Annotated in this window: 6 protein-coding genes and 1 riboswitch; of the genes, 5 read left to right on the top strand and 1 reads right to left on the bottom strand. The window is 43.3% G+C overall.

Going from position 1 to position 15,315, the window contains the following annotated elements; translation table 11 throughout:
• Nucleotides 1–177 precede the first annotated feature (177 nt).
• The 4 genes from AC25CA_RS14640 to AC25CA_RS14625 all read left to right on the top strand — a co-directional run bounded on the left by AC25CA_RS14640 (nt 178) and on the right by AC25CA_RS14625 (nt 12,833).
• Nucleotides 178–3,615: a PPi-type phosphoenolpyruvate carboxykinase family protein gene (locus AC25CA_RS14640; RefSeq protein WP_486814576.1), complete on the top strand. Its 3,438-nt coding sequence runs from the start codon at nt 178–180 to the stop codon at nt 3,613–3,615.
• 263 nt (nt 3,616–3,878) lie between these two features.
• Nucleotides 3,879–3,953, top strand: a riboswitch (cyclic di-GMP riboswitch).
• Nucleotides 3,954–4,013: 60 nt separating this feature from the next.
• The gene (locus tag AC25CA_RS14635; RefSeq protein ID WP_486814575.1) at nt 4,014–5,396 is read left to right on the top strand and encodes a carboxypeptidase-like regulatory domain-containing protein; all 1,383 of its coding nucleotides are present in this window, start codon (nt 4,014–4,016) and stop codon (nt 5,394–5,396) included.
• On the top strand, nt 5,386–11,052 hold the full coding sequence (locus AC25CA_RS14630; RefSeq protein ID WP_486814574.1) for an immunoglobulin-like domain-containing protein: 5,667 nt from the start codon (nt 5,386–5,388) through the stop codon (nt 11,050–11,052). Before AC25CA_RS14635 ends, AC25CA_RS14630 begins: the two co-directional genes overlap by 11 nt.
• A gap of 209 nt (nt 11,053–11,261) precedes the next feature.
• Nucleotides 11,262–12,833, top strand: a complete 1,572-nt coding sequence (locus AC25CA_RS14625; protein WP_486814573.1) for a peptidoglycan-binding domain-containing protein — start codon at nt 11,262–11,264, stop codon at nt 12,831–12,833.
• A 47-nt stretch (nt 12,834–12,880) separates the two neighbouring features.
• Here the strand turns inward: AC25CA_RS14625 and AC25CA_RS14620 are convergent, their stop codons facing one another.
• The gene (locus tag AC25CA_RS14620; RefSeq protein WP_486814572.1) at nt 12,881–13,693 is read right to left on the bottom strand and encodes an HAD family hydrolase; all 813 of its coding nucleotides are present in this window, start codon (nt 13,691–13,693) and stop codon (nt 12,881–12,883) included.
• A gap of 202 nt (nt 13,694–13,895) precedes the next feature.
• Between AC25CA_RS14620 and AC25CA_RS14615 the strand changes: the two genes are divergently transcribed.
• Nucleotides 13,896–15,062, top strand: a complete 1,167-nt coding sequence (locus tag AC25CA_RS14615) for a nucleotide sugar dehydrogenase (RefSeq protein WP_486814571.1) — start codon at nt 13,896–13,898, stop codon at nt 15,060–15,062.
• Nucleotides 15,063–15,315 lie beyond the last annotated feature (253 nt).

The following is a 15,315-nucleotide window of genomic DNA, read 5'->3' as shown; positions in this document are numbered from 1 at the left end:
GGGAACGGGTATTTATATAGTGCTTTTGGTGTATCTGAAAGATACAGAAATGGAGTATGGTTTTGAGTGACGATGATACTGTAGTATAATAAAGCTTATACGTTTGATATAATGGGAAAGTTTAATGAAATTTACTGACGGGTCTTGGTCGAAGGCATCGTTTCAAAAGGAGGATGTATGGAGTTGCGAAAGAAATTGGCTAGTGAGGATCAAATTAAATATATCAATTTTAAACTGGCATCATTGGGCCTGCCGATCTATGAACCTGAGGACGATGTAGAGGAATCGGGCACTTACTTTATTGATTTGTTTGACGGTATTATCAAGGACTACAAAGAGAAAATTCGACGCGTAGATGCCAGTGAAATTGGGATCAACCGACGGGTCAATGCATTTTTTGATGATTATTTCGGTGATGAGTTTGGTACCCTTAGAGTGGTTGATGAATTTTTTTCCTTGGATCAAAAGGGATTAGCACGAGAGATGTCTCTTCCACCAGATGGGGATGTTTTTATCAATGACTATTTATCCAGCTACCGCATCAAACAGGGAATTCTAAGTAATCCAGTCCATGACCGCCGAACCACGGAAGGTTCTTTTCATATTGTTGAAGGGGGATTTGCAATTCCTTACGATAAGAAGGCTGTGCCCAAAGAGGCCTTTGCAAAGCTTTATCAAGCTGCAATTAACCCACCAGAAGCAATGAAGATTTTACCCTTTACCTCTAAACAGAAAAAAAAGGCGAAAACCTTTGTGTCGCTATATGTAAAGCCGATTGTTTCTCCGGGTGTGCCGGGTGTTTCGCTAGAGAAGACCATGGAAGTTCTTTTTGTCGTTCCTGGGTCTTTGGTCACAAACTTGGATTTTGTTGAATCAGTTTTTGGGAATGCCGGTGACCCGTCATCTCACTTGAATGACGCGGGAATCGAAGTGAAAAGCTGGTCTGGCCATACGGGCTATATTGTTCTGGCACCACATTTGACGCAAATGAAAAAGAAGGACTTAGGCTTGCCTCATATCAGCCAAGCAACAGAGCGGCAGAAAAGGGACGGCATGTGTTATACAGATGAGAATGAATTGTACAACAACGGGTCTGCATACAAAATTACCTGCCGCAATCATCACGGTGTGTGTATCACCTTGATTGCAGATAATTATTTCGGTTATTCCAAGAAAGAGATCAAAACCCAGTTGAGTTTTGCTGCTAACCTTTACGGTAATGTCGAAGAGGAACATGCCGGGGGTACCATCGCATTTCCGCGGAAAAATGTTGGCGAATACTATACTTCATTGGAAAATTCCAGTCTGGAGGGGTATAGCTTTGAAGAGATTAAGAAGATGTATCACTCAATGATGGACGTGCATGCGGACAATTATGGGGTAGATAAAAAGAACCCTAGTGTGATCTATCTTCCTGAAAATGTTGAAATTGATCTGCATCGAACGAAGATCAGATGGCTCTACCAGGGGACTGAGCGGACCTTGAAGCTTTCGCCTACCTATATCTATATTTTACCAAATGGCAATAAAATGCATATGGAAAAGCACCCTTCGGCACCAGCCTGGAAGCTGATCGAGACAACGGCGGAAGGTACTTTCTGTCACAAACCCTGTACCGTGTCCGGCGGTGGCAAGTCCGAAATTTCCAAATCTCTGAGCAACTCCATTATGTACGGGAGCTATTATGTTCATAATCTAGAAGAGGATTTGGATGTTGTAGAAGAACTGATCAATCGAGATTACAAGAGCCGTTGGAAGGAAGATCCCCATCGGACAAGACCGTCTCGCCCCATCCTTTCGGAGGGGAGAACTTTGGGATCGGTGGTTAAACTATTAACCCCTTCCGATGCCTATACCGACACATTTAATGAATATCTTGAAGAGCTTCCGAATCATATCAAGGCCTTGGTATTTATGGTGAAGCGCTTCTATCAAAGTTCTTGGAATGGCGATTGGAGAAGTCATTTTTCTGTCGATATTATCAATGGCAAGCCCGGCAATGAAATTAAGTTCGACAATCGAAAGATCAGACCGAGCTTTTTGCGGGTAGGTTTCGATCAGGAACATGCATGGCGGGTCTTTAAAGTGAGAATGGATTTTATGCCATCTGCCAAATTGCAGATGGAGGATGATATTACTGCATCAATTACCGTTCCTGCCAGCCAATTGAAACATATGAACCCTGAATATAGCAATTCCAGTTTCAAATTTGCAACAAATTGCGAGCTTCGATTTTTCCAAAGACCAGATGAAGCCATTGAAAAAGGCTATGACAAAAAGGCAGAAGCCGATTTGTCGTCAGACAATCTTTTTGTCACCAATTATCAGCCATTAACCAAGGACGATGTTCAGAAAATCAAGGATGATGTGATGGGCTATATCTCCTATACCGATGCGGTCAAAAAACATATCGACGACTTTTTGGAAAGCGACTTTAAATATTGTATCGTATCTTCGGAGCCTAGAATGGTAGATGGCAAGCCGAGCAAGAATCCAAGGTATTTAGAAAATCGTTTGGATTTCACTGAACCTTTAAATAACTATGTAGCTGATGTAGGTGTGCGACTAGCCAGAAAAATTCCCATAAACAAACCAGTCATTCATCCGGTTAATGCGATTTTAGCGGGCAGAAGAAATAATCCACCGGGAATGGAGAAGGGCAAAAAGATCTTGCCCCTAAGTGTATATAACCCTCTTCATTATCAGGAATTACCAGAATTATTTATGGACTTTATTTCTAGCTTGACGGGAAAATCACCGTCGACTACGGGTGCCGGGTCCGAAGGTGCCTTGACTAAGAGTCCCTTTAATATGCTGTTACCGATTTATGATTTGAATAATGCGTTACTTTCTTATGTTCTGGGCGATTATCATGTTTTTACAACCCCTGCGGGACATATTGGTCCCAAGGTGAGGGTTGATCATGATATTTCAATTTTGATTCCAGAGATTTGGGCAAGGCTTTCTGAAAAAGATCGAAATCCAAAAGACTTGATCCAATGTGGAGCCCTAGAAAAAATGGAAGATTTTGAGTATCAAGGGAAGCTGATTCCGGCTAGCCGTTTGGGCTATCGGATCACGGATGTTTTCTCTTTTCGCTATCTGGGGAAGATTTTTGATGAGCCTCAAACAGTATTCTCGGAAGGCATGTTGCGACCTGAAACACAGAGCCTTGAAGCCTTTGTGGACGGCATGTTAAATATTGCGGAAGGGCATCGAAAAGCGGCAAGCTTCTACTTTAAAGATGGCAGCATCGATGAAGCGGTTCCGCCATTAAAAGCGGTGCTTTCTATCATGGCTTTTGGAGAGTATGAAGGCAAGGGGATCGATGACCCCCAGATCAGACGTTTGTTTGCCAAGGATGTAATTCTGGAAAGTGATTGGTACAAGCAAAGACTGAAAAATAAACAGGCAGTAGAAATTAGGTTGATTGAGAAGAAAATTGAGAGCCTGAAGATCTTTATTGCTAATCCGCTGAATGCTTCAGTTATTGAAGAGTTTAAGCACGATGAAAAGCTTGAAAGGGCTGAAGAAATTTTGGTTAATTGCAAGACTGAGGCATACCTTAAGTCTTTAGTTGGAACCTTGGGCGCAGAGAATTTATCATTGAGGTAAAGAGGCAAAGATGTAAAGAGATGAACAATGGTGTCAATCATTTGATTGGCACCAATCTTTTTGTACTTGTTTTGGCCCTGTTTATGGAAATCGATGGTCTACTTTTCGACTTATGCTGCAGGGAATAATGTAGCGCTAGGAGGCTAAAAGAAAGCTTACGGTTTCTTACAGATATTGAAATTCACTTCATAAACGAATATAATAAATATAACAAAATATAGTAAAATATCTGCTAAACTCAATAAAACATAAAAAAGATGTTTTACGGAATCGGGCAAACCTGTTGTGAAGCAGGGACGCAAAACTTTAGGGTCTCTTTGAGATAGCCAGTTGTGTGATGTTGCCGACAATTCTGTCGGTTTTTTTATTTCCAAAAAAAGTCAGGGAGGGGAATAAGGGTGAAAAAAAGAGCAGGAATTTTAGTATTAGTTTGGTTTCTAATTGTTGGAATGGTGATACCGACATTTGCAGTGGAAACTATGTCAGCGACGCAAAAAATAGCCGGCATTCAACTACAAGGAAAAGTAGTTGATCGTGAAGGCAATGCCATGGGGTCTTACCCTATTCAGTTGTTTAAAATTGAAACGGTCGAGGAGGCAGCGGCTGAAGAACCAGCGGTAGAAGAGCCAGCGGTTGAAGAGCCAGTGGTTGAAGAGCCAGCGGCTGAGGAACCAGTAGTTGAGGAACCAGTAGTTGAGGAACCAGTAGTTGAGGAACCAGCGGCTGAGGAACCAGCGGCTGAGGAACCAGTAGTTGAGGAACCAGCGGTAGAAGAGCCAGCGGTTGAGGAACCCGCAGTTGAGGAACCAGCGGTAGAAGAACCCGCAGCTGAGGAACCAGCGGTTGAGGAACCAGCGGCTGAAGAGCCAGCGGTTGAGGAACCCGCAGTTGAGGAACCAGCGGCTGAAGAGCCAGCGGTTGAAGAGCCAGCGGTTGAGGAACCCGCAGTTGAGGAACCCGCAGTTGAGGAACCCGCAGTTGAGGAACCAGCGGTTGAAGAACCAGCGGTTGAAGAACCAGCGGTTGAAGAACCAGTGGTTGAAGAGCCAGTGGTTGAAGAACCAGTGGTTGAAGAACCAGTGGTTGAAGAGCCAGCGGCTGAAGAGCCAGCGGTTGAAGAGCCAGCGGCTGAGGAACCAGTAGTTGAGGAACCAGTGGTTGAAGAACCAGTAGTTGAGGAACCAGTGGTTGAAGAACCAGCGGCTGAAGAACCCACAGTTGAGCAACCAGCGGCTGAGGAACCCGCAGTTGAGGAACCCGCAGTTGAAGAACCCGCAGTTGAAGAACCAGCGGTTGAAGAACCAGCGGTTGAAGAACCCGCAGTTGAAGAGCCAGCAGCTGAACAAACAGAGACAGAGTTAGTCTTGGTTGCTCAACAGATCACGGATGCGGAAGGTCATTATTGTTTCTTGGATTTGGCACCTGGCTTTTATCAAGTAACCTTATTGGTGGAAGAAGAGTGGCTTTTGTTATCTGAATTTAAGCTCGTAGAAGATCAAATGGTTGTTAGTGAATGTAGTGTTTCCCTTGTGCCGGAAGACTGGTACCAAGATTTTGGTGTGTTAACCGACGGGAAAACAGGGGAAGGGATTGCTCATCCTGAAATTCGCTTTACGGAACTAGATACCTTTAAAAAATATTGGTTTACTGGGGACGAAAATGGACGGTTTGATTTCCGTGTTCCTGCAGGGCATTATGAAGTATTGATCCATTGTGAAGGATACTTTTCTACTGCACAAGAGCTTTGGTTAGGTGTAGAGGAGGCAATGGATGAAGAATAGTAGAATGATGAAAAGGATGGTTCTTTTTGTTTGCTTATGCATGATTGTTACCATGCCTAGTTTTGCGATTGGATTTGAATTTGAAGCCACAGCACAATCTGATTTGTCCATGCAATTGGTTCAACGTCCGGGTGTGGATGTTGTATTAACTGTTGGAAATTCGGGTCAAGATATTTCCGAATTTGAAGCGGATTTGCTTGCAAGGCTAGAGGAATTGAATATTGATCCGGAGAGCGTGAATATTCAAGCGATCGAGACGACAACTGTATCCACCAATGGAGTGGGTGCCAAAGCAATTTTCGATTCGTGGTATAACTACCCAAATAGCAATGGCGGTTGGTTATACAATGTGAGTACAAAAAGTGTTGGTTCCAAGGTGAATACATCTTGGACAGGTTTTTGGAAAGATGAAGTGACAGAAGGCATCACCATGGAATGTGACCTAGGCCAGTTGGATGCTTTAAATGGTGACTGGGTAGACAATGATTCCATGGGTTTGACTTTTAGAATGAATTATGGTGGAAATGTTGACTATAAGCAGGCCAAAGAAGATGGATATGTAGCAAATACGAATTTGTCTGATTACAGCTATTATGTTTATGTGACAGATGGGGGCGGATATATTAGTCCAGGTCTATATAAAAACATTAAAGGACAAAGTAATCAGGGTATAATGTTGGCTCCTGATAACTGGATCCGAAAAGATGGCAAATGGTATTCGATAAAAATCGAAGTCAATGGTGCCAATATTGTGGTATATAAAAAAGATACAGCAACAGGTGAATATGTAGAACAGATTAATTATACAGACCCCGATCCGTTGCCAGCAGGGGGATATGGCGTATTTACCTCATCCCAGGCCAATGGAAACTTTAAGAATTTTTCTATTGTGAGTGAAAGTTTCAAGCGTTTTTCAGAGGTTATTCGGGAGCCATCATGGCGGGATTCGGCAGAACGTTTTGTTGTGAATGTCGATGATAAGTTGATTGGTGATTTTGAAGATAAGATGACCTTAAGTGAGATTCTTTACCGAACATTAAATGAAGACATCCATTATATTGGCTGGGGAAATAACGAAAACCAAAGCCAAGCCAATGCCTTTATTGCGGACAACAATAGCATGGGAACCTTTGTTAACCGAGATCAGACAAGTTATACGGATGCCATCGATCATATTGCCACTTATATCGCAGGCAAGGTTGAGGCGAAAACCAAGACATCCGGACCCTTCGATCCAAACAATCCGCAGGCTGTAGGTAATTTTATTGCGGGCCAACCGGTTTCAATTGAAGTGGATCCGTCTGACCTTAAGAGCAACACAGTGACAACGGAGTATCCCAACGGTCGCTGGAGAGTCAATCAGAATCCGAGTTTTTATGCCAATCCTATGGGTACCATGTGGTGGGACAATTCGGATCAAGATGATTTGCCAGAAGCCTATACCAAGCCGGGGGCATATGATTTTTATTTTGAAGACACCTTGGTGTCTATGATGAATTTCCATCGTCAGCCAGTGGCGGACTTTTCCTATAATCCAGCAACCAATGTCATTACAGATAAATCTTATGACTTGGATAGTCCGGATTTGGATGAGAATGGCTATGGTGATGTGGTTGTCCACGCCTGGAAATGGAAAGAAGTAACCGCGGCCTCCTCGACGGAAGTATCGGACCGGGCATGGATTTTTACAGAACCGAAACCAGAGAATTTCCTTGCAGGCAAGGAGTATATTGTTCAATTACGCGTTTTGGATGCTCAGGGTTCTTGGAGTCGTACAACTTCGAAATACATTTCGACAACAGTGACAACGCCGACGACGGTTTCTGTGCCCATTGCCGACTTTTCCATGTCGACAGACTATCTACAAAAGCATTTGGAAACCTCTGTTATCTTGACAGATAAGTCGTATGACCCCAAGGGGGCTTCGATTACCGCTTGGGATTGGACCGTTTCGGGACCGGACGGTAGGGTTTCATACAATACGGAAAATGTGACCCTTGATTTCACTACAGCGACACAAGGCGATTACACCATTCAGTTGCTAGTGACAAACTCAGAGGGAACCGATTCGAAAATTTACACCAAGTCATTGACTGTAGTCGATGACCTGATTAACCCAACGGTTAGGGTTGATTCGGCAGAGGGATCTACCTTACTCAATCCGTTTGAAGTGACTCTCAACTTTGCGGATGAAGGCGGCAGTGGCTTTAAGCGTCAGTTGGTCACCTTGGTCAATACTACGACAGAGGAAACGACTTCTTTGGGCTGGTCCAGTGCCAAGGAAAAGACTGTGACGCTTGATAAGGATGGGATTTGGAACCTCGTTGTAGCTGCAGAGGATCAAAAAGGCAATACAACAAATGTGACCTATCGGGGTTACACTGTCGATGCAACAGCGCCAAGCACTCCTGTAATTACAGGGGACCCAAACGGTTGGACGGTGAACAATGTAACGGTAACCATAAGCGGCAGTGTGGATGCGAGTGCAATCACATACAAGTATGCGATCTCCGCGGAAACACCAAATGATGGAGATTGGGTGACGGGAACAAGCAAAAGCATGACCAGCACTGGGGCTTTCCATATTTGGGCACGGGCTATTGATGCCGTGGGTAATGTGTCGGATACGGCGGATACATGGGTGTATATCGACAAGACCGCACCGGTATTTACAAGTGTCCCTACTGGTCGATCCATGAATATCTATGATCCATACAGTCAGGATATTGCTACTGCAAATGATCCGGAAAGTGGATTGAACGGCGGTGTGACAGCCAATGCGGATGCGGTAAAAACGGGTGTGATTGGTCGCTATCCAGTCATTTATTCAGCAACCAATATGGTTGGACTTACGACAACAGATCTTCAATACATCACAGTTGAAGATCAAAAGAAACCGGTCTTAGCCTTAAAGGGTCAATCTAGTGTGGATGTTGAGGTTAATACAAGTTATGCCGATGCAGGAGCTACAGCGACAGATAACTACGAGGCGGATGCCCTTATTAGCGGAAAGATTGTAGCCAGTAACAACATCAATCTTGGTAAAGTAGGTCCTTACACGGTAACTTATAATGTCAGCGATGCTAGTGGCAATGCGGCTTTACCAATTACACGTACAGTAGAGGTCGTGGATACGACAATTCCAGTGCTTTCCTTGAAAGGTCAGTTGTCAGTAGATGTGGAAGTGCATACGAGCTACACCGATGCAGGAGCATCTGCCACGGATAATTACGATGATGATACGGCTATTTCAGCCACCATCACTTCAACAAATGACATCAACCTTGATAAGGTAGGTCCTTATACGGTGACGTATGGGGTAACGGATATAAATGGGAATGCAGCTAAACCTATCACAAGAACTGTGAATGTAGTTGACACAACCGTACCAGTCATCATAGTTGAAGGAGACAATCCGGTAGATACGGAAGTTCATCTTCCATATGTGGATGCGGGTGCAACAGCAAGAGACAATTATGATGGGGCAAGTGCCATTACTGCGGCGATCCAGGCTAGCGATAACTTGAACTTGCATATTGTAGGACCCTACACGGTGACTTATCAAGTGACGGATTTGAACAATAACATTGCACAAGCAAAGACTAGAACCGTAAATGTTGTGGATACAACCAAACCAATTTTGTCTCTGAATGGTTTCCCTTCTGTTGATGTAGAGGTTCATGGGACTTATCAGGATGCGGGTGCTAGTGCAAGCGATAATTATGATGATGATGCACTTCTTACAGCAAAAATTGTTGCAAGTGACAACATCAAATTGGATACAGTTGCTCCATATTCGGTAACGTATAAGGTAAGCGACATGGCTAGCAATGCAGCGGTTTCCATTAAAAGAGTGGTGAATGTTGTGGATACGACGAAACCAATACTATCTCTTACTGGCGAAGCTGAAATTTTTATGGATCAAGGGGATGCATACCTTGACGCAGGTGCAACAGCAAGTGACAATTATGATTCAGCTGGTGTAATTACAGCAGCGATTCAGCTGACAAATCCATTGAAAAATGATGAAATCGGTCGTTATACGTTGAAATATACAGTGACTGACCTCAATGGAAATGAAGCGGATCCAATTGAGCGCATCATTCATGTGGTCCATCCATTGGCAGTATCAAGTGGCGAAGCAGAGAAAGTAGGCACTACGCAAGCTACTTTTACAGGAGCCATTGATCACTTGGGTGTAAAAGCTGTTTTGGAACATGGATTTGTTTTTAATGAAAATGAGAAAAAAGTGAATCTGCAAGAGGCACAAGGTGTCTTGAAATTGGGTAAGGCAACTTCTGCGGCTGGATTTAAGACAACTGTAGAACTGAGCCCAGGAACAAGCTATTATGTACGTGCTTACGCAGTGAAAGAAGAAGGCGTTGTTTATGGGGACCTTGTGAAGGTGGTAACCTCGATGCTTCCGTCGCGACCACTTGCAACGCAAACCTTTGGTGACACAAGTATTCATCGATTGAATCCAGATTTATTAAAAGGAAGAATTCAAACGGATGAATCAGGTGTGACTTCATTGGCTATTGAAAGTGAAGGGGAAACACGGACCCATCAATTCCAATTGCCATTATCAGCAATCGATCAGATTAATGGAAGAGCAGGCCTCGATGATGGAAAACCGATGGTTAAAATTGAAACAAAAATCGGAAGTATGAACCTACCGACGGGTGAACTGGGATCTCCATCCTTGATTTCTGAAGATTTTACTGGGGATGCAGCAAGTGCAAGACTTCACGTTACAATTGAAAAAGTAGATGAAGAGAAGAGAAAAGCGATGGAAGAAGCCAGCGGTATTGTGGGGCTTGTTGCCCCAATGAAGTTTGATTTGTCTTTAAAGGTTGATCATATGATTGATGAAAAGACAAGCCGAGTGGAAACAACACCGATTGCTGAACTTGATCATGTTGTTGGTCGATCCATTGCAGCACCAGAAACCGATCTACCTTTGATGGCCATGACATTTGATGAAGAGGCCCAGGAATGGGTGCCAGTTTTGTCAAGAACGGTTGTTGATGAAAATGGTAAGAAGCGTGTTGAAATTTTGCATCGTGAAATGGGAACCTACACCTTGGTTGAGCGAAAGCCTGTCGAAGTTTTGGGTCTTGAAGGATCGGATGCAAAAGAGTCCATTGAAAGCTTGGTAAGCATGGGTGTATTGCCATACGAGGCAGGCAGTGAGTATCAAGCCAATATCGGTATTACTCGAGCGGAGATGGCTTATACGATGATTCGTTTGATGGGTATTACTCAATCACAAGCTGATGCCTTGAACTATCCGGATGTTGAAAAGCATCGCTATGAGCGAGAAATTAAATTAGCGACTCAAGTAGGGATCTTTACCGGTTACGGTGATGGAAGCTTCCGGGGTGATCAAATCATTACACGGGAAGAATTGGCTGCGGTTGTTGAGCGGGCAGTGGAATACGTGGAGATGACTGCTGGTTTAGATGAAACAAAGGCTCATCAGTTTAACGATGCTCATTTAATTGGTTTCTGGTCGATTGATTCCATTGGACGTTTGACCGATGCTCAAGTGATTGAAGCGGAGGAAGGCGACCATTATCGTCCGCAAGATCAGGCGAAGAAATCTGAAGCGGCAATCATGTTGATGAACTTTTTGAATTTGTTGGATATGAAATAAATAAAGAAACCAGGATAATGAATCAAACACCCTCAGTACAGAGTTTTTTGTGCTGGGGGTGTTTCTTTGTATGGCTTGTTAGGTGTCAACTTTTCGCTGGATTCGGACCATCTACAGGAGAATCACTAAAGCTTTCACTTTCATGGGGAAATCGACTTGTTTCTTCCTATAAGAGAATTGTAAGGATACTTGATGAGGAGGAGAAGAATATGAAAATAAAGAATTTGCTTGTACTTGCATTGCTGGTGTGTCTGTTGACGTCATCTGTAGGATTTGCCGCACTGGGCCAGGGAACTTCTGGAGATGAGGTGGCAAGCATGCAAGCCAAGCTGAACAAATTGGGCTATGGCCTGGAGGTAGATGGAAAATTTGGTCCTGCAACGAAAGAGGTTATTCTTGATTTTCAGTTTCGCAGGGGATTGGAGATGGATGGATGGGTTGGGAATTTGACGAATGCCGAGCTGGATGAAGCGGTAAAAGAAGGCTGGAATCTGATGGATCTGGCTTCTATCCCAAAAAATATTTCTTATGGATATAACAAGAATGGCGGCAGTGGTGTCAACGGAATTCAAACCACTCTTAATCGTTTAGGCTATGAGTTGGCAGTCGATTCTCTTTATGGTCCAAAGACCCGAGTGGCAGTGAAGGATTTTCAAGAGCGAAGGGGATTGATTGCTGATGGGTATGCGGGATACCTTACCCGGCTAGAATTAGAAGCAGCAAGCGATGAAGGCTGGGTGAAGATGGAAAGGGATCAGCGGATTGATATGGCCAAAGGCATAAATGAAGTTGACGGGGTGTTTACTGGATTGAACATTGCAGAAAAAATGGTGAGTGGCCGTACGGACAGTATTAGCGAGAGAGTCAAGATTGCCCTTGCTTATGGGTCTAGTGAAAATATCAATGTCCTTTTGGATCAATTGATTCCGCCTTATCGAGAAAATAAAATTCAGTCTCGTTTTTATGAGGAAACCTTGGAGATGGTGATTGGCCAGCTCATTCAGGACGGCGCCTATCAAGTCGCAGTAACAAATGATCTTTATCGGGAATTCACTGACGCAGTTACCTTGCAGGCAAATGGAACGATAGCCTTTGAAAACTTTTTGGATCTAGCATGGAGACAGCGATATGGGGTGGGGCGTTCTTTTCCCTTAAGTGAAACAGCCCTGGGGTCAGCCAAGGAATTGTTGGAGCTTGGTACGATTGGAATCGATCTGTTGACTCGCTTGTCTGCTGATAGCAGCAAGACTGTGGAGATGATCGACCATATGAAAATAGTTTTACCTGATTGCACAGATGAGAAATTGATGGCAACAATGGCTGCCTATCGGGATGCAGCATTGAAGAAGTCTCAGCTTGCCTTTGAAAAAGCACTGGTTGAAACAGGGAAATTTTCGGTAGGGGAAATCGCCACCTATGGGTTTGGACCGGTGATGGGGGCGGTTAAGGGTGTTAGCTTTTTTAGCTCCATTGTACTGGGTGGTACCAAGCGAACCAATGCGATTTTACGTGGATTGCATTTGAATTTACTAGCCGGAACCCTGAATCATGGCATGCTGCAAGCGCAGACAGAAGCCATAAAAAATCCGACCCGTGCTAACATTCAGCGGGTAGAAGATGCCTTTTATGTCTACAAGAATACCTTGATTGCTGCCAACAAAAACGCCATGGATATGAAACCATCTTCGGAGGAACGGCTTCAGTTGAGAGAAGCTAATCAGGCATTGGAAGAGATGGAATTTGAGATGGAATTATATGGCATATTTGCCAGCAGATATTAGTTGGAATAGGGATTGTGAAGCCCGAAGATGCGGTCTCTTGTTGTTGACTAAATAAGATTGTGTTTGATAAAGGCTTTATAAAGACCATCATTTGCTGGGGTGTCAGTAACATCATCGGCAATTTTCTTTAATTGGTCGACCCCATTGCCCATGCAGATGCCCGTATGCGTGAGTTCAAGCATTTCTAGGTCGTTGAGGCTATCACCAAAACTGATGGTTTTTTCCATGGGTTCAGCAAGATGAGACATCATCATTTCAATTCCGCTGGCCTTGGTTACGCCAGATACGGTGATTTCTCCATTGATCAAATCGCCTTCAACTTTCTTATGGGTGAAAGCTGTAACTCCAGAACAGTTTTCAAGCTTCAATTCGAATTGCTGAGCCTGTTCAAGGTCATGGGCGAAAAAGGCAATCTTATAAACCTTTGAGCTAACTTGCTGATATTCGATGACTGGCCGAAAGACGCGTTCATCCAAGTTACGGTTTTTGATCAACTCATTTATATCAATGTGCTGAGTAAACGTTTGATTATAGTAGGAATGATGGTATCCTTCCAGGATAAATCCAATGTGGTTCTCTTCCATAGCATGGATTAAATCAACAACCATATTAGGGTCCATTTCTTGTTTTCGTATGGTTTTTTTGTTAATTTCCACAACAGCACCAGCAGAAAAGATATATCCATCAAAATTCAACTCGCGGATAGATGGAATTACACCTTTGTTGGATCGGCCAGTGGCAACGACAAGCTTATGTCCATTTTCTTTTGCCAGGTGAATGGCTTTTCTAGCCGAGTCGGGAATTGATTTATCATTGTTTAACAAGGTGCCATCGAGATCCAAGAAAATATACTTACTCATTGTTAACTCTCCTTAATAAAACGCAAATGAATATAGATCTAGTATGCCCTTATATTATATACAACTGCGCTAAAAAGTACACCACATAAGAGTAATTTTTTTCTTAGTAGAATGAATTTGGAAGGGGAAAGGTGGTAGACGCGGCTTCTAGAGAGGGCTTATTCTGGTATAATATGAGTATTAAGAACATGCGGAGGACAATATGAAAATCGCAATAGCGGGGACAGGATATGTAGGAATGGCCAATGCAGTTTTATTGGCACAGCATAATGAAGTTGTGGCTCTGGATATTCATCAGGAGAAGGTCGACTTGATCAATACCAAAAAGTCGCCGATCATTGACACTGAGATTGAAGACTACTTGGCCAACAAAAACTTGAATTTATTTGCAACCCTAGATCCAAAGCAGGCTTTTGTTGGTGCGGATTATATCATTATCTCAACGCCAACGAATTATGACCCGGTGAAGAACTATTTCGACACAAGTACGGTGGAGACTGTGATTGAACAGGTAAAGCAAATTGAGCCTAATGCAGTGATGGTGATTAAATCCACGGTACCGGTGGGTTATGTGGAATCGATGCGAAAACGCTTTAAAACGGAGAACATCCTATTTTCACCTGAATTTTTACGGGAAGGCAAGGCATTGTACGACAATTTGTATCCGTCGCGGATTATTGTGGGGGAAGAATCGGAACGTGCAAAACAGTTTGCGGCTCTCTTGGTCAAAGGGGCAGTAAAAAAGGATATTGAGGTTTTGTTTACCAATTCTTCGGAAGCGGAAGCCATTAAGCTCTTTGCCAATACCTATTTGGCTATGCGGGTTGCCTACTTTAATGAGCTGGATACCTATGCTGAACTGAGGGGATTGAACACCAAGCAGATCGTTGAAGGGGTGTGTTTGGATCCTAGAATTGGAAATCATTACAACAATCCGTCGTTCGGCTATGGGGGCTATTGCCTGCCCAAGGATACCAAGCAATTGCTTGCTAACTATGAAAATGTGCCGAATAACATAATGGCAGCCATCGTGGATGCCAATCGAACTCGAAAAGATCATATTTCTGAAATGATTCTGGCACGAAAGCCGTCTGTGGTGGGTATTTATCGTTTAACCATGAAAACCAATTCCGACAACTTTCGGCATTCTTCTATTCAAGGGATCATGAAACGAATCAAGGCTAAGGGGATTGAAGTGGTGGTCTATGAGCCTGCCCTTGCTGACGCGAGTTTCTTTAATTCGCGTGTTGTATCTGACTTGGCTGAATTTAAGTCTCTTGCCGATGTGATTGTTGTCAATCGCATGGAGGATGCCTTGCAGGATGTTGTTGAAAAGGTCTATACACGAGATCTGTATCAAAGAGACTAATTTCCTTTATCAGGTGATTGTCGTTGAAAGAAATTTTATCAAAGAAACGTAGACAAGACAATGGAGTATACCGGTGATGTCAGTTTAAGGGGCATCACTTTTTTTATTGCAAAAAGCTGTTTTAGCTTATAAACAGAATCATTTGATACAGCTTTCAGTTTGCATAGTAAAAAATCTAATGATACAAGTAATTTTTTTGAAAATTGAAGCAAATTAAAGGTCATGTAATGATAAACTATTAGGGTGAATGTTT

It is taken from the genome of Gottschalkiaceae bacterium SANA, assembly GCA_036323355.1.
In the GTDB taxonomy this organism is placed as follows: Bacteria; Bacillota; Clostridia; order Tissierellales; family GPF-1; genus GPF-1.
The sequence above is the reverse complement of the archived record's forward strand: the minus strand, read 5'-3'. Positions and strand labels throughout refer to the sequence as shown.

Coding starts and splice junctions, on each gene's coding strand:
- AC25CA_RS14640 (WP_486814576.1), top strand. CDS start 178: ATGGAGTTGCGAAAGAAATTGGCTAGTGAGGATCAAATTAAATATATC.
- AC25CA_RS14630 (WP_486814574.1), top strand. CDS start 5,386: ATGAAGAATAGTAGAATGATGAAAAGGATGGTTCTTTTTGTTTGCTTA.
- AC25CA_RS14625 (WP_486814573.1), top strand. CDS start 11,262: ATGAAAATAAAGAATTTGCTTGTACTTGCATTGCTGGTGTGTCTGTTG.
- AC25CA_RS14620 (WP_486814572.1), bottom strand. CDS start 13,693: ATGAGTAAGTATATTTTCTTGGATCTCGATGGCACCTTGTTAAACAAT.
- AC25CA_RS14615 (WP_486814571.1), top strand. CDS start 13,896: ATGAAAATCGCAATAGCGGGGACAGGATATGTAGGAATGGCCAATGCA.